The sequence below is a fragment of the Actinokineospora guangxiensis genome (assembly GCF_042657845.1).
GTDB lineage: Bacteria > Actinomycetota > Actinomycetes > Mycobacteriales > Pseudonocardiaceae > Actinokineospora > Actinokineospora guangxiensis.
In genome coordinates this window covers 74,501-92,193 of the sequence record NZ_JBHSKF010000019.1, presented here as the reverse complement: position 1 = coordinate 92,193, position 17,693 = coordinate 74,501, and the positions used below count along the sequence as shown (strand labels likewise).

The 17,693-nt window shown below is 73.6% G+C and carries 13 protein-coding genes; 5 read left to right on the top strand and 8 right to left on the bottom strand.

The genetic code is table 11. The annotated features are described in order from the left end of the window. Positions 1-26: 26 nt before the first annotated feature. The 3 genes from ACFPM7_RS27920 to ACFPM7_RS27910 are packed head-to-tail and all read right to left on the bottom strand — an operon-like array spanning position 27 to position 4,024. Positions 27-2,393 (bottom strand): [protein-PII] uridylyltransferase, encoded by a 2,367-nt coding sequence (locus tag ACFPM7_RS27920; protein ID WP_378250790.1) that lies wholly within the window; start codon positions 2,391-2,393, stop codon positions 27-29. A gap of 3 nt (positions 2,394-2,396) precedes the next feature. Then, entirely contained in the window at positions 2,397-2,735 is a 339-nt protein-coding gene (locus ACFPM7_RS27915) for a P-II family nitrogen regulator (protein ID WP_378250789.1), read from the bottom strand. 5 nt (positions 2,736-2,740) lie between these two features. Next, positions 2,741-4,024 carry an ammonium transporter gene (locus ACFPM7_RS27910; protein WP_378250849.1) on the bottom strand — a complete coding sequence of 428 codons (1,284 nt, stop codon included), beginning with the start codon at positions 4,022-4,024 and terminating at the stop codon, positions 2,741-2,743. Between the two features lie 418 nt (positions 4,025-4,442). Between ACFPM7_RS27910 and ACFPM7_RS27905 the strand changes: the two genes are divergently transcribed. Then, on the top strand, positions 4,443-4,829 hold the full coding sequence (locus ACFPM7_RS27905; RefSeq protein WP_378250848.1) for a (2Fe-2S)-binding protein: 387 nt from the start codon (positions 4,443-4,445) through the stop codon (positions 4,827-4,829). Positions 4,830-4,899: 70 nt separating this feature from the next. On the opposite strand, the gene alc is transcribed toward ACFPM7_RS27905, so the two are convergent. The 5 genes from alc to ftsY form a co-directional block, all read right to left on the bottom strand. Then, positions 4,900-5,874: an allantoicase gene (gene alc, locus ACFPM7_RS27900; protein WP_378250788.1), complete on the bottom strand. Its 975-nt coding sequence runs from the start codon at positions 5,872-5,874 to the stop codon at positions 4,900-4,902. Further along, positions 5,871-7,178, bottom strand: a complete 1,308-nt coding sequence (allB, locus tag ACFPM7_RS27895; protein ID WP_378250847.1) for an allantoinase AllB — start codon at positions 7,176-7,178, stop codon at positions 5,871-5,873. Before allB ends, alc begins: the two co-directional genes overlap by 4 nt. A 2-nt stretch (positions 7,179-7,180) precedes the next feature. After that, on the bottom strand, positions 7,181-8,479 hold the full coding sequence (locus ACFPM7_RS27890; protein WP_378250786.1) for a DUF6986 family protein: 1,299 nt from the start codon (positions 8,477-8,479) through the stop codon (positions 7,181-7,183). A 2-nt stretch (positions 8,480-8,481) separates the two neighbouring features. Further along, positions 8,482-10,008 carry a malate synthase A gene (gene aceB, locus ACFPM7_RS27885; RefSeq protein ID WP_378250785.1) on the bottom strand — a complete coding sequence of 509 codons (1,527 nt, stop codon included), beginning with the start codon at positions 10,006-10,008 and terminating at the stop codon, positions 8,482-8,484. 94 nt (positions 10,009-10,102) lie between these two features. Next, positions 10,103-11,494 carry a signal recognition particle-docking protein FtsY gene (ftsY, locus tag ACFPM7_RS27880; RefSeq protein ID WP_378250784.1) on the bottom strand — a complete coding sequence of 464 codons (1,392 nt, stop codon included), beginning with the start codon at positions 11,492-11,494 and terminating at the stop codon, positions 10,103-10,105. A 129-nt stretch (positions 11,495-11,623) separates the two neighbouring features. Between ftsY and ACFPM7_RS27875 the strand changes: the two genes are divergently transcribed. The 4 genes from ACFPM7_RS27875 to ACFPM7_RS27860 all read left to right on the top strand — a co-directional run bounded on the left by ACFPM7_RS27875 (position 11,624) and on the right by ACFPM7_RS27860 (position 17,689). Further along, the gene (locus ACFPM7_RS27875; RefSeq protein WP_378250782.1) at positions 11,624-12,796 is read left to right on the top strand and encodes an anhydro-N-acetylmuramic acid kinase; all 1,173 of its coding nucleotides are present in this window, start codon (positions 11,624-11,626) and stop codon (positions 12,794-12,796) included. Then, positions 12,783-14,300, top strand: a complete 1,518-nt coding sequence (locus ACFPM7_RS27870) for a sodium:solute symporter (protein WP_378250781.1) — start codon at positions 12,783-12,785, stop codon at positions 14,298-14,300. The genes ACFPM7_RS27875 and ACFPM7_RS27870 overlap by 14 nt, the downstream gene beginning before the upstream one ends. Before the next feature lie 282 nt (positions 14,301-14,582). Then, positions 14,583-16,190, top strand: a complete 1,608-nt coding sequence (locus tag ACFPM7_RS27865; RefSeq protein WP_378250780.1) for a hypothetical protein — start codon at positions 14,583-14,585, stop codon at positions 16,188-16,190. 17 nt (positions 16,191-16,207) lie between these two features. Then, a complete protein-coding gene (locus ACFPM7_RS27860) occupies positions 16,208-17,689 on the top strand; it encodes an ABC transporter substrate-binding protein (RefSeq protein ID WP_378250779.1) in 1,482 nt (493 codons plus the stop codon). Positions 17,690-17,693 lie beyond the last annotated feature (4 nt).

Sequence of the window (17,693 nt, the reverse complement as noted above, 5' to 3'; positions counted from 1 at the left end):
ACACCCGTGAGTGCGGGTGAGTAGACCTACTCAACCGCCCTGAGCACGGCGTTCTCGATGGCCCTCCGCCAGCCGGGTCCGGTGCCCTTCGGGATGCCGAAGGAGTCCACCACCGACCCGCCGTGGGTGGCCACCCTGGTCCAGCGCACATCGACGCCGCAGCGCTCCAGCGCGCCCGCCACGCCGTGCAGCAGGCCGATCCGGTCGGCGCAGCGCAGCTCCAGCACGACCACGCCGGGGTCGCCCGCCTCGTGGTCGAACCAGAGCACGCGCGGCGTCGGCGGGTCGTCAGCCGCCACGCCGTAGTCGCGCTCCTTGGCCGCCAGCTTCTCCGCCAGCGGCAGCGTCCCGGCCACCGCCCTGGCGAACTGCTCGCGGAGCAGCGCGGGGTCGGGCATGGACCCGAAGCGGGGGGTGACGGTGAAGACGCCGACCGCCGCGCCGCGGTGCCCGGCCATGGTCGCCGCGTGCACCTCCAGGGAGTTGAGCGCGAGCACGCCAGCGGCCTTGGACAGCACGCCGGGCGCGTCGGCGGTGGCGATGGTGACCGTGGCGGGCCGCCCGGAGCCCTCCACCAGGACCTCGGGCCTGCCGGACTCGGCGGCGGACTCGGCGAGCGCCCGCTTGTCCTGGTCGAACAGGACGCCCGCGGGCAGCCGCTCCCCCGCCATCGCCGCCCGCGCGCGGCGGACGAGGTCGCTGACGAGCGCGGCCTTCCAGTCCGTCCAGACGCCCGGGCCGGTGGCCAGCGAGTCGGCTTCGGCCAGGGCGTGCAGCAGCTCCAGCAGCACCGGGTCGCGGTCGAGGGTCTCGGCGACGCGCTCGACGGTGGCGGGGTCCTCGATGTCGCGGCGGGTGGCGGTGTCGGGCAGCAGCAGGTGGTGGCGGACCATCGCGGCGAGGGTGTCGACGTCCGGCTTGGGCAGGCCCAGCCGCGCGCCGACCTGGGTGGCCAGCGCCGCGCCGACCACCGAGTGGTCCTGGTCGCGGCCCTTGCCGATGTCGTGCAGCAGGGCGCCGATGAGCAGCAGGTCGGGCCGGGAGACCGCGGTGACGCGGCGCGCGGCGTTGACCGCGGTCCGCACCAGGTGCCGGTCGACGGTCCACACGTGCGCGGCGTCGCGCGGGGGCAGGTCGCGCACGGCCCCCCACTCGGGGAACAGCCGCGCCCACAGCCCGGTGCGGTCCATGGCCTCCACGACGTCGGTCAGGCCCTCGCCCGCGCCCAGCAGCGCCACCAGGTCCTGACGGACCTCGGCCGGCCACGGGCCGCGCGGCTCGGGGGCGGTGTCGCTGAGCCGGGCCAGCGCGGCGGGCGCGATGGGGTGCCCGGTGCGCACGGCGGCGGCGGCGACGCGCAGCAGCAGCCCGGGGTCCTTGCCGGGGTCGGCGTCGCGGGCCAGCACGACCTCGCCCGCGTGCAGCACGACGCCCTCGGCCAGCGGCCGCCGCTCGGGGCCGCGGCGGAGCACGCCGAGCACCCGGCGCTGCGGCTGGCTCGCGGTGATCGCGCGCAGGGCGGTGTCCATCGCGTAGGCAACCGACCGCCCCGCCCCGGACAGGGCTCTGACCAGGGCGAAGCGGTCGCCGACACCGAGCGCGGCGGCGACCTCGTCACCCTCCTGGGGCCGCAGGACGTCGCGCGGCCTGCCCGCGACGCGGCGCAGCTCGGTGCGGGTGTCGAGCAGCAGGGCGCGGGCGGCCTCGACGTCCTCGCCGGGCCGGTCGACCAGCTGCGCGGCGGCAAGGGCGTCCAGGACGCCGAGGTCGCGCAGGCCGCCGCGGCCGTGCTTGAGGTCCGGCTCGACCCAGTGCGCGACCTCGCCCGAGCGCGCCCAGCGCTTGCGCACCGACTCGACCAGCTCGCCGACGCGCTTGCGGGCGCCGGTGCGCCACTGCTCGCGCGCGGCCCGCGCCAGCCGCACGCCGACCTCCGCGTCGCCCGCCATGTGCCGGGCGTCGAGGAGGCCGAGCGCGACCCGCAGGTCGGCGGCGGCGACGTCGAGCGCCTCGCCGACGGTGCGCACCGAGTGGTCCAGGCCGATGCCCGCGTTCCACAGCGGGTACCAGAGCCGTTCGGCGATGGCGTCGACCGGCTGGCGGCCGTCGTGCACCAGCACGAGGTCGAGGTCGGCGTACGGGACGAGCTCGCGGCGGCCGAGTCCCCCGACGGCCAGCAGCGCGACGCCCCCGCCGCGCCCGCCGACCCCGGCCGCGGCCGCGTGCGCGGTCAGCCAGAACTCGTGGAGGTCGGCCAGGGCCTCGCGCAGCGCGGGCTGGCTGAGGCGGTGCCCGGAGACGCCTGCGGACCTGGCGCCCGCGCCGCGACCGAGCAACCGGTCGCGGGCGAGCACCAAGTCCGCTGCGTTCGGGGCGTGATCCCCCTGCGTCATCCGCTAGATCGCGTCCGTGCCGCGCTCGCCGGTGCGCACGCGCACGACGGTGTCGACCGGGGTGACCCAGACCTTGCCGTCGCCGATCTTGCCGGTGCGGGCCGCCTCGACCACGGCGTCGACCACCTTGTCGCCCATGACGTCGTCCACCAGGACCTCGACGCGGATCTTGGGGACGAAGTCCACCGAGTACTCCGCGCCGCGGTAGACCTCGGTGTGGCCCTTCTGCCTGCCGTAGCCCTGGACCTCGCTGACGGTCATGCCCAGCACGCCGATCTGCTCCAGCGCGGCCTTCACGTCATCCAGGGTGAAGGGCTTGATGATGGCGGTGACGAGCTTCATGTCGCTCAGCCTTCCTTGCCTGCGCTCGCGGAGACCTTCTTGGCCAGCACGTCGGCGGTCTTGCTCAGCGAGGACCCGCCGCCGCGCAGGCTGGAGAACTCGTAGCCGGACTCGGCGTGCTCGTGCTCGTCGATGCCGCCGACCTCGGCCTCCTCGGAGACCCGGAAGCCGATGGTCTTGTTGAGGATGAAGCCGATGATGAACGTGAGGACGAAGCTGTAGGCCATGACCGCGATCGCGGCGAGGGCCTGCTTGCCCAGCAGGGCCGCGCCGCCGCCGTAGAACAGCCCGTCCTGGCCCGCCTCGTTGACGCCGGTGGTGGCCAGCAGACCGATCATCAGGGTGCCGACGAGGCCGCCGACGAGGTGCACGCCGACCACGTCGAGGGAGTCGTCGTAGCCGAGCTTGTACTTCAGGCTGACCGCCAAGGCGCACAGGACACCGGCGACGAGACCGATGGCGATCGCGCCGATCGGGGAGACGAAGCCCGCCGCCGGGGTGATGGCCACCAGGCCCGCGATGGCGCCGGACGCCGCGCCGAGGGTGGTCGGCTTGCCGTCGCGGATCTGCTCGACGATCAGCCAGCCGAGCACGGCCGCGCCGGTGGCGACGGTGGTGGTGATGAACGCGACGCCCGCCAGCTCGTTGGCGCCGACGGCGGAACCGGCGTTGAAGCCGTACCAGCCGAACCAGAGCAGACCGGCGCCCAGCAGCACGAAGGGCAGGTTGTGCGGGCGCATGGGCTCGCGCGGCCAGCCCTTGCGCTTGCCGAGCACCAGGGCCAGCGCGAGCGCGGCGGCGCCGGCGTTGATGTGCACGGCCGTGCCGCCTGCGAAGTCCAGCGCGCCGAGGGTGTTGGCGATCCAGCCGCCGGTGAAGTCCGCGCCGGTGAAGCCGTCGAAGTTGAACACCCAGTGCGCCACGGGGAAGTAGACGACCGTCGCCCAGACGGCGATGAAGATCGTCCAGGTCCAGAACTTGGCGCGGTCGGCGATCGCGCCGGAGATCAGCGCCGCGGTGATGATGGCGAACATCAGCTGGAAGACGACGAACACCATGTGCGGCATCGTGCCGGTCTCGGTGCCGAGGACGCCGTCCAGGCCGAGGAAGTCACCGCCGCCGAGCAGCCCGCCGCCGACGTCGTTGCCGAATGTCAGCGAGTAGCCGTAGAGCACCCACAGCACACTGACCACGGCCAGCGAGATGAAGCTCATCATCAGCATGTTGAGCACGCCCCTGGCCCGCACCATGCCGCCGTAGAAGAACGCTAGTCCCGGCGTCATGAGCATGACCAGGGCGGCACTGGCCAGCACCCAGGCGGTGTCTCCTGTGTCCACACTGTCCTCCATCAGACCTGTCGAATGCCGGAATCATTCGGTTGGCCTGTTTCGCTGGATGACGTGGCGCGTTTCACGCCGGTGAACTGTCGGTCCCGACGTGTTACGGCCAGGTTGCGCGGACGCTCCGTGATCGACCGGCTACCGCAGCGTGGCTGTAACGTGACCGGCTGTGTGGGTGCCAGCGTCGGCGGTCGGTGACCGGGGGTGGGTGGCCGGGCTGATCGCGCGGACGCGGGTCAGGTACGGCTCCGTGCCGTTGCGCGTGCTGGGGACGTTGTGGTGGTACTCGGCTTCGGCTGTGCTCGTGGGGCCTGTTGTGCGGTCGGTGGTGGCGGGTGCTCCGGTGGTGGATGCGGGGTCTCTGCGGATGACGGTGCGGTCTGACGGGTTGGTGGGTGAGGTCGCGGGCGATGCCGTGACGGATCGGCCGGGGGTGGCATTGCGGGAGTTGTTGGATGGTGGGATCTCGGCGGTGAGCGAGGTGAGTGGGGCTGGGGCTCGGTCGTTGTGGGCTGTGGCGGCGGATTCGGTGGGGAATCAGGTGTTGTGGGCTGGGGGTGGGGCGGTGCACGGGGAGGCGGTCGCGGCGGCTGTGGGGGTGGAGATGCCGGTTCCCCGGTTTGTGCGGGCTGGTGGGAGGTGGGTGGTGCGGAGGGTGTCGTGCTGTTTGGTTTTCGAGGTGGAGGGGGAGGGGAAGTGTGTTAGCTGTCCGCGGCAGGTGCCTGCGGTTCGGGCGGCGCGGTTGGAGGGGTAGGCGGTTGGCTGGTGCGTTTGGGGAAAGCGGCGGGAGGGGCGCGTCCGATGGGGTGGAGGCGAGGTGGTGGCTAGGGGATCGTCAACGTGCCTCGTCCGGTGGGGGTGAGGGAGCCGTAGAGGCGTAGGCGGGCCATGCCGCCGTCGGGGTGGATGTCCAGGCGGACGGCGGTGGTGGCGGGGGCGTTGGGGATGGGGAAGCGGTGGCGGGTGTCGGGTTGTAGGCGGGTGCGGGGCAGAAGGGGGGTCCACTCGTCGGGGCCGCCGGTGGAGAGGGTGGCCCAGCCGGGGGCGTTGTGTTTGAAGTGGGTGGTGTCCAGTTCGGCGAAGCGGATGATGCCCTCGGCGGCCAGGCGGATGACGGCCCAGTCGTTGCCGGTGTCGCGGCGGCGGCGGGTTTCCCAGCCCTCGCCCATCGATGCGGGGCTGCCGGGGGCGATCAGGTTGCTGGGCGATGAGTAGAACATGTCGCTGCACGCCACCACGCGCGCGCCGTTCTCCAGGGCGGCCAGATCGAGGGCGTCGGGGTCGATGAGGGTGGGGTCGGGGGTCGGTTCGCCGTGGACGCGGAGGCGGGCGATGCCGCCGTCGGGGTGCATGGTGAGGCGGACGTGGGTGTGGCGGTGGGGGTTGTCCACGTCGAACTCGGCGCGGGAGTCGCCGGTGAGTGGGACCTGGGTGAGCAGGGGTTCCCACGGGGCGGCGGCGAGTTCGGCGGGGTCGGGGTAGCCGGGCACCGCGGTCGCGGCCACCGAGCAGGCGGGCGGGTAGTTGCCGGTGAAGAAGGCGGTGTCGACCACCACGCCGCGGATGATGCCCGGCAGGCCGAGGCGGACGATCGCGCTGTCCTCGCCTGGGGAGCGGCGGCGGCGGGTCTCCCAGCCGTCGTAGACCTGTCCTTTGTGGCCGAAGGTGTGCGGCTGGTAGCCCGGTGGGGCCGCGGTGATCAGGTTCTCCTTCTCGGCGAAGGACTCGTCGTCAGCCCAGACGACCGAGCCGCCGAAGCGGCGCACGGCCAGGTCGGGCAGCGCCTGCCAGTCGCTCATGCCTTCCCCCGTTCCAACAGACTGCCGCGTGGGCGGTCCCCCACCGGCTCCCCGCGCAGCCACACCTCGCGCACGACGCCGCGCAGGCGGGCGCCGTCGTAGGCGCTCACCGGGTTGCGGTGGCGCAGTTCGGCGGCGTCGACGGTGAACTCCTCGGCGGGGGCGAACACCACCAGGTCGGCGTCGGCGCCCTCGGCGATGCGGCCCTTGCGGCGCAGCCCCACCAGGTCGGCGGGGCCCGAGGCCATCCAGCGCACGACGTCGGCCAGCGGCACGCCGCGCTCGCGGGCCGCGGTCCACACCGCGGGCAGGCCGACCTGGAGCCCGGCGATGCCGCCCCACGCCGCGCCGAAGTCGCCGGTGTCGAGCCGCTTCAGCTCGCTGGTGCACGGCGAGTGGTCGCTGACCACCGCGCCGATCAGCCCGTCGGCCAGGCCCCGCCACAGCGCGTCGCGGTTGGCGGCGTCGCGGATCGGCGGGCAGCACTTGAACGCGGTGGCGCCGTCGGGGACGTCGGCGGCGGTGAAGGCCAGGTAGTGCGGGCAGGTCTCGGCGGTGATCCGCACGCCGGAGGCGCGGGCGTCGGCCAGCAGGGGCAGGGACTCCCCCGCCGACAGGTGCACGATGTGCGCGCGCGCCCCGGTGCGCCGTGCCGCGCCGATCACCAGTTCCACCGCGTCGGCCTCGGCGTCGGGCGGGCGGGAGGCGAGGAAGTCGGCGTAGGCGCGGCCGCGGGCCCGGCCGATGCGCCTGCCGTCCTCGGCGTGGCAGATCATCAGGCCGTCGAAGCCCGCGACGACGGCCAGGTGCTCCTCCAGCTCGTGCGGGCGCAGACAGCCGAACTCGGCGACGCCGGAGTCCAGCAGGAAGCACTTGAAGCCGAACACCCCGGCCCGGTGCAGGGCGGGCAGGTCGCCCGCGTTGCCCGGCACCGCCCCGCCCCAGAAACCCACGTCCACGGCGCACTTGCCGCGCGCCGCGGCCTTCTTGATCTCCAGGGCGCGGACGTCGGTGGTGGGCGGGATGCTGTTGAGCGGCATGTCGACGATCGTGGTCACCCCGCCCGCGGCGGCGGCGGCCGTCGCGGTGGCGAAGCCCTCCCACTCGGCGCGGCCGGGGTCGTTGACGTGCACGTGGGTGTCCACCAGGCCGGGCAGCAGGACCTCGTCGTCGGCCAGCTCGACCACGGTGTCTGCGCCCGCCTCCGCCGTCACCGCCTCGACGGCGGCGATCCGGCCGTCGCGCACGCGGACGGCGGCGGGCCGCTCGCCGTAGGGGGTCACGCAGCGCCGCGCCCGGAACAGAGTCACCGCCGCACCAGCCCCCTCCGCTCGGTGAGGGCGGTCAGCTCGGCGGGCGAGAGGCCGCAGCGGTCGGCGACCTCGTCGGCGCTGAGCGCGCCGCAGTCGACCGCGCGCAGCAGCGACCCGGCGAGCGCCGCGGCCGTGGCGGGCTCGTCCTGCACCGACCCGGACGCCGAATCCAGGTAGGCGGCGAGGCGGTGGGCGTCGGCGTCGGCGTTCTCCATGTGGTGGGTGAAGACCGCGGCGTAGCGGGTGACCAGCTGCGCCGGGTGCAGGTCCCAGCCCTGGAAGAAGCCGTGCCGCAGGGAGCGCCGGACCAGGCGGTAGTGGGTCTGCCAGCCGTGGCGCACCGCGGCCGGGTCGCCGGTGGGCAGCACGTTGCTGGAGCCGTCGGACAGGCGCACGCCGGTGCCCGCGGCCCCCACCTGCATGACGTGCCTGGCGAAGTCGCAGGCGGCGTGCGCCAGGTGCTGGTCGGCGGCGGAGAGGCCGAGGGCGGCGGTGTAGTCGTAGGTGCCGAAGTGCAGCCCGGACACCCGGCCGCGCCCGGCGGTGATGAGGCCCGGCACGGCGAGGCGGCCGTCGGCGGCGACCACCGAGCGCGGGGTCTCGATCTGGATCTCGAAGCGCAGCACGCCGGGGCGCAGGTCCAGGCGCTCCTCCAGCACGTCCAGGACCTCGGCGAAGGCCGAGACCTGGGCGCGGTCGGTGACCTTGGGGAAGGTGACGGTGAAGCCGGGGGTGAGCGTCCGGCCCCCCGCCGCCAGGTTATCGGGGGGTGGCTGAGAGAGGCCGGCGGAAGTGGGGCGCTGTGGATCGCCGAGGTGGGTGAGGACGAGGTCGAGGGTGCGCACGGAGCGCAGGAGGGAGGCGGTGGTGTCGAAGGACTTCACGCGCAGGCCCGCCGAGGCCAGGCCCCACCCGGCGAGCAGGTCGGCGGCGGCGCAGGCGTGGTCGTCCTCGGTCTGGTTGTCGCGGACGCCGTAGCCGTCCTCGAAGTCGATGCGCAGGTCCTCGACCGGCTCGGCGGCCAGCTTCGCCGTGACCCGCTCGTACACCGTGGGGGCCAGGTCCGGGGGCAGGCCGACGACGGCGGCGAGGGCGGCGGGGGTGGGGGCGTGCTCGGCGAGGGCGGCCAGGGCGGCCTCGCCCCAGCGGGCGGGCAGGTCGGCGTCGACGCGGTCGGCGGGCACGTAGCAGGTGTGGACGGGCTGGCGGCCGGTCGCGGTCGGTTCGTCCTCGGCCGGGGACAGCTGGGCGGCGATCGTGGTCAGCAACGCGCCGTCGAGCGTGGTGCGCATCGTCAGATCCGTTCGTAGGCGGGCACGGTGAGGAAGTCCGGGTAGTCCTCGGCGAGGGCGACCTCGGCGAAGAGGTCGACGGCCTCGTCCGAGCCCGGCAGCGCGGCCCCGACCTCGGCGAGCACCGAGCGCACCAGCTCGGGGGTCACCTCGGCGCCGGTGTCGAGCACGACCCGGTTGCGCAGCCACTGCCACACCTGGGAGCGGGCGATCTCGGCGGTGGCGGCGTCCTCCATCAGGTTGTGGATGGCCGCCGCGCCCGAACCCGCCAGCCACGACATCAGGTACCGCACACCGACGTCCACCGCCGAGCGCAGACCGGCCTGCGTCGCCGCGCCCGGCGTCGCGGCGACATCGAGCAGCTCGCGCGGGCCGACGGCGGCCTCCGGGACGACGCCGCGCTGGTCGCTCGCCGCGCCGAGGGCCCCGTCGAAGATCTCCCGGCACAGCGGCACCAGGTCGGGGTGGGCGACCCAGGAGCCGTCGAAGCCCATGCCCGCCTCGCGCTCTTTGTCCGCGCGCACCTTCGCCAGCGCCCGCTCGGTGACCTCGGGGTCGCGCCGGTTGGGGATGAACGCGGCCATGCCGCCGATGGCGTGCGCGCCGCGGCGGTGGCAGGTGCGCACCAGCAGCTCGCAGTAGGCGCGCATCATCGGCGCGGTCATGGTGACGCTGTCGCGGTCGGGCAGCACGAAGCCGGGCCCGGCGTCGCGGAAGAACTTGATGATGCTGAACAGGTAGTCCCAGCGGCCCGCGTTGAGCCCGGCGGCGTGCTCGCGCAGCTCGAAGAGGATCTCGTCCATCTCGAAGGCGGCGGGGATGGTCTCGATCAGCGCGGTGGCGCGGATGGTGCCGTGCGCGACGCCGAGGTCGGCCTGGGCCTTGGTGAAGACGTCGTTCCACAGCCGCGCTTCGAGGTGGCTCTCCATCTTCGGCAGGTAGTAGTAGGGCCTGCCGTGCGCGGCGTTGTGGAAGAAGTGCAGCCCGAAGTCCAGCAGCGCCCCGACGACGCGCCCGCCGTCCACCTCGACGTGCTTGTCGTCGAGGTGCCAGCCCCTCGGCCGCACGACGACCACGGCGGGCCTCTCCGCGGTGACGGCGTAGTGCTTGCCCTGCGGCGAGGTGTGCTCCAGGGTCCCGCCCGCGGCGTCCTTGAGCACGACCTGCCCGCCGACGACGTTGCGCCAGTGCGGGGTGTTGGCGTCCTCCAGGTCGGCCAGCCACACCCGGGCGCCGGAGTTGAGGGCGTTGACCGCCATCTTCGGATCGGGCGGCCCGGTGATCTCCACGCGCCGGTCGCGCAGCGGCTCGGGCGTCGCGGCGACCCGCCAGTCGCCGAGGCGGACGTGCTCGGTGTCGGCGCGGAAGTCCAGCACCCCGACGGCCCGGCGTCTGGCCCGCTCGGCCAGCAGCTCCTCGCGGCGGAGTGCGAACTCCCGGTGCAGCCCGGCGACGAACGCCAGCGCCTCGGGGGTCAGGATCTCCGCACCCCGGGGGACGTGCGCGCCGAGCACCTGGATATCGGCCATCTAGACATACTGGCCCGTGGTGGCGGGGATGGATACCCGCCACGCGGCGGCAGTACCCCCGGGGTGCCCTCGGGTCCCCCCGCGTGGTCGCGGGTCAGCCCAGCAAGGCGTCGACGAAGGCGGGCGGGTCGAAGGGGGCCAGGTCGTCGGCGCCCTCGCCGAGGCCGACCAGCTTCACCGGGACGCCCAGCTCGCGCTGGACCTGGAAGACGATGCCGCCCTTGGCGGTGCCGTCGAGCTTGGTGAGCACGATGCCGGTCACGTCGACCACCTCGCCGAACACCCGCGCCTGGGCCAGGCCGTTCTGCCCGGTGGTGGCGTCGAGCACCAGCAGGACCTCGTCCACCGGGCCCTGCTTCTCCACGACACGCTTGACCTTGCCCAGCTCGTCCATCAGGCCGGTCTTGGTGTGCAGGCGGCCCGCGGTGTCGATCAGGACGGTGTCGACACCGGACTCCCGTCCGCGCTTGACCGCGTCGAAGGCGACGGCGGCGGGGTCGGCGCCCTCGTTGCCGCGCACGACCTCGGCGCCGACCCGGTCGGCCCAGGTGGCGAGCTGCTCGGCGGCGGCGGCGCGGAAGGTGTCGGCGGCGCCGAGCACCACGGAGCGGCCGTCGGCGACGAGGACGCGGGCCAGCTTGCCGGTGGTGGTGGTCTTGCCGGTGCCGTTGACGCCCGCGACGAGCACGACGGCGGGGGTGCGGGTCTCGCCCGCGCCGTGCGGCAGGGCGCGGACGGCGCGGTCCATCTGCGGGTGCAGCGCGTCGATGAGCACCTCGCGCAGCAGCGCACGGGCCTGTTCGGGGGAGCGCACGCCGCGCTTGACCAGCTCGGAGCGCAGCCGGTCCACGATCTCCTGGGTGGTGGCCGCGCCCAGGTCGGCCAGCAGCAGGGTGTCCTCGACCTCGGTCCAGGAGTCCTCGTCCAGGTCGCCCGCGCCGAGCAGGCCGAGCAGGCCCTGGCCGAACACCGACCGGGAGCGGGTCAGCCTGCCGCGCAGCCGCTCCAGGCGGCCCTCGGTGGGCGCGATCTCCTCGGCCGGGCGGGCCTGGGGGATCTCCGGGGCGACGACCGGGGCGGGCTCGGCGACCGGAGCCTGCTGGACGGGGATGCGGTCGGTGACCGGGTCGCCCTGCACCGGGATGCGGTCGGTCGGCGGGGCCGGGTCGGCCTCGACCGCCTTGCCCTGGTCCGGCAGCTCGACGTCGACGAAGCCGCGCTTGACCGAGTCGCGGGGCACCGCGGCGTCGTCGCCGACGCCGGGCTGGCCGTCGACCTCGGTGCGCTCGCCCGCGGGGTGTCCGCCGGGCGCGAGGCTGATCCCGCCGCCCGCCTGGTAGCCCTTGGGCTTCTCGGTGACCTGGGGCGTGGTCTTGCCCAGGTCGATCCGCCTGCGCCGGGCGAGCACGACGCCCGCGACGACGGCGGCCACCAGCACGACCGCGGCGACGATGATGATGATCTGGGTGCTCGACACGACGGCCATCCTCGCATCCGGCGCGCTGGTGGGCCCGGCACGGTCATCGCCAACTCTGAACCATATCGTTGTGAGTTGTGTAATTTTCCAACATTGCCTCTTGCGGCGGAGCCGGTGTGTGCAATAGACCACAAAGTCATGCGTGTGGTCGGCTTGCTCTCCGGAACGTCGATGGACGGCATCGACGTGGCCGTCGGCGACTTCGAGCGGGTCGGCGCGGAGATCCGACTTCGCCCGGTCCGCCACACCTCGGTCGACTATCCCCCCGCCCTGCGGACGGCCCTGCACGACGCGCTGCCGCCGAACGGGTGCACCGCCGAGCGGCTGTGCAGGCTCGACACCGAGGTCGGCCAGGCGTTCGCCGCGGCGGCGGCCGAGCACGCCGGTGGCGCGGACCTGGTGGCCTCGCTGGGGCAGACCGTCTACCACTGGGTCGAGGGCCCGCGCTGCCTCGGCACGCTGCAACTGGGCAGGGCCGCGTGGATCGCCGAGGCGACCGGGCTGCCGGTCGTGTCGGACCTGCGCGCCCGCGACGTCGCCGCCGGGGGCCACGGCGCGCCGCTGGCCCCGGTGCTCGACCGGCTGCTGCTGGGCACCCCGGACGTGCCGACGGCCGCGCTGAACCTCGGCGGCATCGCCAACATCACCGTCCTGCTCCCCGACGGCCCCTCCGTCGCCTTCGACACCGGTCCGGCCAACGCCCTGCTGGACGCCGCCGCGCGCGCCACCACCGGCGCCGACCAGGACACCGACGGCGCGCTCGCCGCGCGCGGCCGGGTCCGCGACGACCTGCTCGCCGTGCTGCGCGCCGACCCCTACTACGCGGCGGGCCCGCCGAAGTCCACCGGCAAGGAGCACTTCAACGGCGCCTACCTCGGCGAGGCGCTGGGCCGCCTGCCCGTGGTCGCCGAGGCCGACCTGCTCGCCACCCTGGTCGCGCTCACCGCCACCACGATCGCCGACGCCTGCCGCGGCTTCGGCGTGCGGCGGGTCGTGGCCTCCGGCGGCGGCGTGCGCAACCCGGCGCTCATGGCCGCCCTCGCGGGCGCGCTGGCCCCGGCCGAACTCACCACCACCGACGGCCTCGGCATTCCCGCCGACGCCAAGGAGGCCTACCTGGCCGCCCTGCTGGGCTACCTCGCCTGGCACGGCACGGCGGTCGACCCCGGCACCGGCGGCGCGGGACCCCGCGTGCACGGCAGCCTCACCCCCGGCGCGGGCCCGCTGCGGCTGCCCGAACCGGCCGCGCGGGCCACCGCCCTGCGGATCACCGTCCCCGAACTGGCTGGAGGCCCCCGTGCGCGCGCTTGACCTGGTGATCATCGCCGCGTTCCTGATCGGCATGCCGCTGCTGGGCATCCTGATCGCCGGGCGGCAGAAGTCGGCCAACGACTACTTCGTCGGCGACGGCAAGATCAAGTGGTGGGTGGCGTGCCTGTCGGTGGTCTCGGCGGAGACCTCGACGCTGACGGTGCTGAGCGTGCCGACGGTGGCCTACCTGGGGATGTTCACCTACCTGCAGCTCGCGATCGGCTACATCATCGGCCGGATCGTGGTGGCCTTCGTGCTGCTGCCCCGCTACGTCGCGGGGAACATGACGACGGCCTACAACTTCCTGGGCAAGCGCTTCGGCCCCGGCCTGCAGGGCACGGCGTCGGTGACGTTCCTGATCACCCGCTTGCTTGCCGACGGCGTGCGCCTGTTCGCCACCGCGATCCCCATCAAGGTCGTGCTGAGCGCCTACGGAGTCGACGCGGCGTACTGGCAGATCGTCGCGGTGCTGGGCGTGGCGATGGTGGTGTACACGTTCTTCGGCGGCGTGCGCGCGGTCGTCTGGGTGGATGCGATCCAGATGCTCTGGTACGTCGTCGGCGGGCTCGCGGTCATCGTGGTGCTCTCGGGCAAGCTGCCCGACGGCTGGCTCGGCGCGGCGGTCGACGCGGGCAAGACCCAGCTGCTGGACTTCTCCTCCGGCCCGCTGAGCAACCCCTACGCCTTCCTCACCGCCGTGCTCGGCGGCGCGGTGCTGTCGATGGCCTCGCACGGCGCCGACCAGCTCATCGTGCAGCGGCTGATGGCGTGCAACGACGTCCGGCAGTCGCAGAAGGCGCTGATCGCCTCCGGCGTCGTGGTGTTCCTGCAGTTCGGCCTGTTCCTGTTCATCGGCACCATGCTGTGGTCGTTCTACAAAGGACTTGACCCGGTCGGCGACCTCGGCCTGACGACCAACGACGAGCTGTTCGCCTCGTTCATCGTGACCGAGCTGCCCTCGGGCCTGTCCGGCTTCGTCATCGCGGGCATCCTGGCCGCGGCGCTGAGCTCGTCGCTGGGCGCGCTGGCCTCCTCGACGGTGACCGACGTCTACCAGCGGGTGACCAAGCGGGAGCTCTCGGACGCGGAACTGCTGAAGCAGGGCCGGATCTGGACGGTCGTCTGGGCGGGCGCGCTGGTGGTGTTCGCCTCGATGTTCACCACGACCAAGAACCCCATCGTGGAGACCGCGCTGGCCATCACCGGCTACACCTACGGCGCGCTGTTGGGCGCGTTCCTGCTCGGGCTGCTGGTGAAGAAGGCCCGGCAGGCGGACGCGATCGTCGCGTTCGTCTCGACGGTGGCGGTGATGGCGTTCGTGATCCTGGGGCTGAAGTTCGACAAGGCGACGGGCGGGTTCGTCGGGGTGGACTTCAGCAAGGCGTCCGGGGACAGCGTCGCGCTGGCGTTCCCGTGGTACACGCCGCTGGGCGTGGTCATCACGCTGGTCGTCGGCGGGCTGCTTTCGCTGCGCCACCGCGACCGGGAGTCGGTCGTTTCCTAGTCATTCATTACTGGACAGATACCGGACAATAATCGCGGCTCGTTGCCACGGGTTCTCGCCGCTCTGCATACTCCGCCCGTGCCAGTCCCCAGACCGACCGCTCCACACGGGCGGGGCGCCATCGTCTCCACATTGTGGAAAGAGCTTCACAACAACAAAGACGCTGATCAGCGGCCTGACATTACCATCCTTTTCGGACCTCGCGGAATCGGCAAGACCACGGTCCTCGCCGCCTTGGCCGAGAAAGCCGGGTATCAATCCGCCCAGCCGCATTCACCGGTCATGGACCTGTCCGGATACGGTGACGGGCCCGGCTGGCGGGCGTTGGCGGATCTGGCCTGCGAACTCGCGGAGCCGCGGTGGCCACAATTCGGCAGGCTGCGGTTTCCCCGGCTCGCCGTCGGCGCGCTGCTGCTCGGCGGACACGTCGGCCCCGACGATCCGGAAGCCGCGGTCACCGACCTGGTGCGCTCGCGCCCGCCGGGCGCGGCGGTGGCCGACACCATCCGGCTGCTGCCGCGCCTGCTCGGCCTGCCGGAGCCGCCCGCGCTGGGCAGGTGGCTGCCCGTGCGCCGCCGCTGGCGCGAGGGCATCCGGTTCTACGCCGACGCCCTGCGCACCACGGCGGAGGAGGCGCCCAGCGCGCTGCGCGAGCTGGCCGCCACCGCACCCGCCGAGGCCGACGCGCTGCTCGCCGAAGCGCTCTTCGCCGACCTCCACTCGGGCTACCGGGCAGGCTTCCGCCCGAGGAAGTGCCTGCTGCTGCTGGACAACGCGCACTCGGGCACCGGCCGCAAGGCGCTGGCGGCGCTGGTGCGGGCCGCGAAGGAGAGCCCGGCCCCGGTGTCGGTCGTGGCCACCAGCGGACGGCTCGACCTGGGCATCGCCGACCTGCGCGACCTCGTGGCCGCCTGGGCGGCGATGCCCACCGATCGCGATCCGCCGAGGCGGACGCCCGGCGAGGCGACGACGCTGCGGCTCACCCCGCTCACCGAGCAGGAGAGCGCGGCGCTCACCGTCGAGCGGCTCGGCCGCGCGGGCAACCACCTGTCCGCCTTCGTCCACGCGACCACCGGCGGCAACCCGTGGACGGCGCACCAGGTGCTACGGCTGTGCGCCGAGCTGGACGAGCAGTCCCGCGACAAGGGGCTGCGGGAGCTGTACTCCACGACCGTCAACGGCGGATCGCTGTCCTTCGCCCGAGCCGCGGCACGCTACCTCGTGCTGGCCGACACCTCCCCCGCGGTCGACGCCGTGGCCGCCGCCGTGGTGCGCGACCTCGGCGCGGCCTCCCCGGTCGTGCCGTCGGGCAAGGACGCGCTGCTGGGCTTCGCCGTGCGCTGCTGGCTGGTCGGCGGCGCTGAGGCGGACCAGCCGCCCGCCCTGCCCGACTGGCTGCGCCGCGTGCTCATCGCGAGCGCGCCGACCGGGGACTGGACGGCCACGGCCCGCCAGCTCGCCACCCGCGCCGCCGGGCTGCCCGGCAGGCGCGTGGACGAGCTGTACTACGAACTCGCCTGCGGCGAGCCCGCCAACGCGGTGGCCTACCTCAACCACCGCTTCGACTACGCCGAGCCGCAGGCCTGGATCACCGAGTTCACCGCGATGGTGTCCGCGCCGTGCCCCATCCCCCGCGGCACCGACGCGCTGGTGGAGCACGGCGCGCTGTTCGCGGGTCTGCGCGGCGGCGCCACGCTGCCGCCGGGAGATCCGCACGGGGAGCGGCACATCACCATCGCCAAGATGCTCATCGCGGGCTGGCTGGGCGCCGACCCCACCCGCGACCCCGAGCGCGCCCTGGCCGAAGCGCTGCGGCAGGGCTACCGCGACCTCGAACGCCGCTCCGCGGCGGGACTTCTGCGGTTCACCACCGAAGCCGACCGACTCTGAGCCGGGAGCCGACCACCGTGCGACGCAAGATGACCAGGTACCCGTTCTGGCAGGCCAACAAGATCGCGTTCGTCGTGGTGCTGGTGCTCGTCGTCGCCGCCGCGGTGACCGGTGCGGCCCTGCTCGTCAACCGCGAGCCCGTCCACCTCACCGACGGCGAGCACGTCTACTCCGAGAACCTGCGCGCCGTCCAGGAGCTGATCCACGCCGAGAACCAGCGCGTGCGCGCCGACGGCGCGGACTGGGTCTCCGTCGTGTTCGCCGACGTGATGGACCCCCGGCCCGGCGACCGCATCAACGCCGACGCCGTGCGCCACGACCTGCAGGGCGCCTACATCGCGCAGCAGGCGTGGAACGCGCCGGCGAACCGGGCGCCGAAGGTGCGCCTGCTGCTGGCCGACCTCGGCAGCCAGATGAGCCGGTGGCGCGCGGCGGCCGCCCAGATCAGGGCCGGGGTCGACGGCGACGAGCGGATCGTCGCGGTGGCGGGCCTGGCGGTCAGCACCCAGGACGTGCGCGAGTTCGTCGACGAGATCGCCAAGAGCAGGGTGGCCATCGTGGCCGGGGCGATCACGGGCGACAAGATGACCGTCGCCCTCGGCGGCGGCCCCGTGCCCGGCATGGTGCGGGTCGCCCCCACCAACAGCGACATGGCCGTGGCGACCCTGCGCTACCTCGACCGCGCCCCCGGCCTGCCCGCCGCGCCCAGGGTGCTGGAGGTCAGGGACCAGAACCGCGCCGACGACTACGCCGTCTCCCTCGGCGAGGCCTTCTCCAAGGCGATCACCGCCCAGCCGGGCCGCCGGTACACGGTCCTGCGGCCGCAGATGGTGTTCAACTCCAGCCTGGACGAGGCCGGGACGATCCTGGCCGCCAAGGCCGAGAAGGTGTGCGAGCTGCGGGCCGATGTCGTGCACTTCGCCGGGCGCGGCTCCGACATGAAGGGATTCCTGCCGGGTCTGGCGTCGCGCTCGTGCACGGGCAGGCACCTGCTGGTGCTCGGTCCGCCGGACATCGCCAGGAGCGCGCACTCGCCCCTGTGGGCCAGCGGCTCCGAGGCCAACATGACCGTCCTGGTGCCCGGTCTGACGAGTCCGTCGATGTGGCGGGAGGACCGCGGCGCGGCCTCCGGCGAGACCGTCTCCCGGTTCGGCTCCTGCCCCACCTGCTACGCCACTCTGTTCCCCGACGAATCGATGGCCGACAGCGACGCCGCCCTGTCCCACGACGCGGTGTGGACGGCGATCCTGGGAATCCGCGACGTGGTCGCCGGTCAGGCGAGCACGGGAGCGGGCTCCAGCCGCCCGAGGGCCGCCGCCGTCGCCCAAGCGCTGAACCAGCTGCGCGTGGACGGCGTCAGCGGCTGGATCTGCACCTTCGACGCCGACCACAACCCGGTGAACAAGGCGGTGCCGATGCTGAAGGTGGAGCACACCGGCGCGATCCGGTACCAGGCCCTGTCCTCACCGAGCGGTGACCCCATCATCGGCGGCTGCTAGTGCC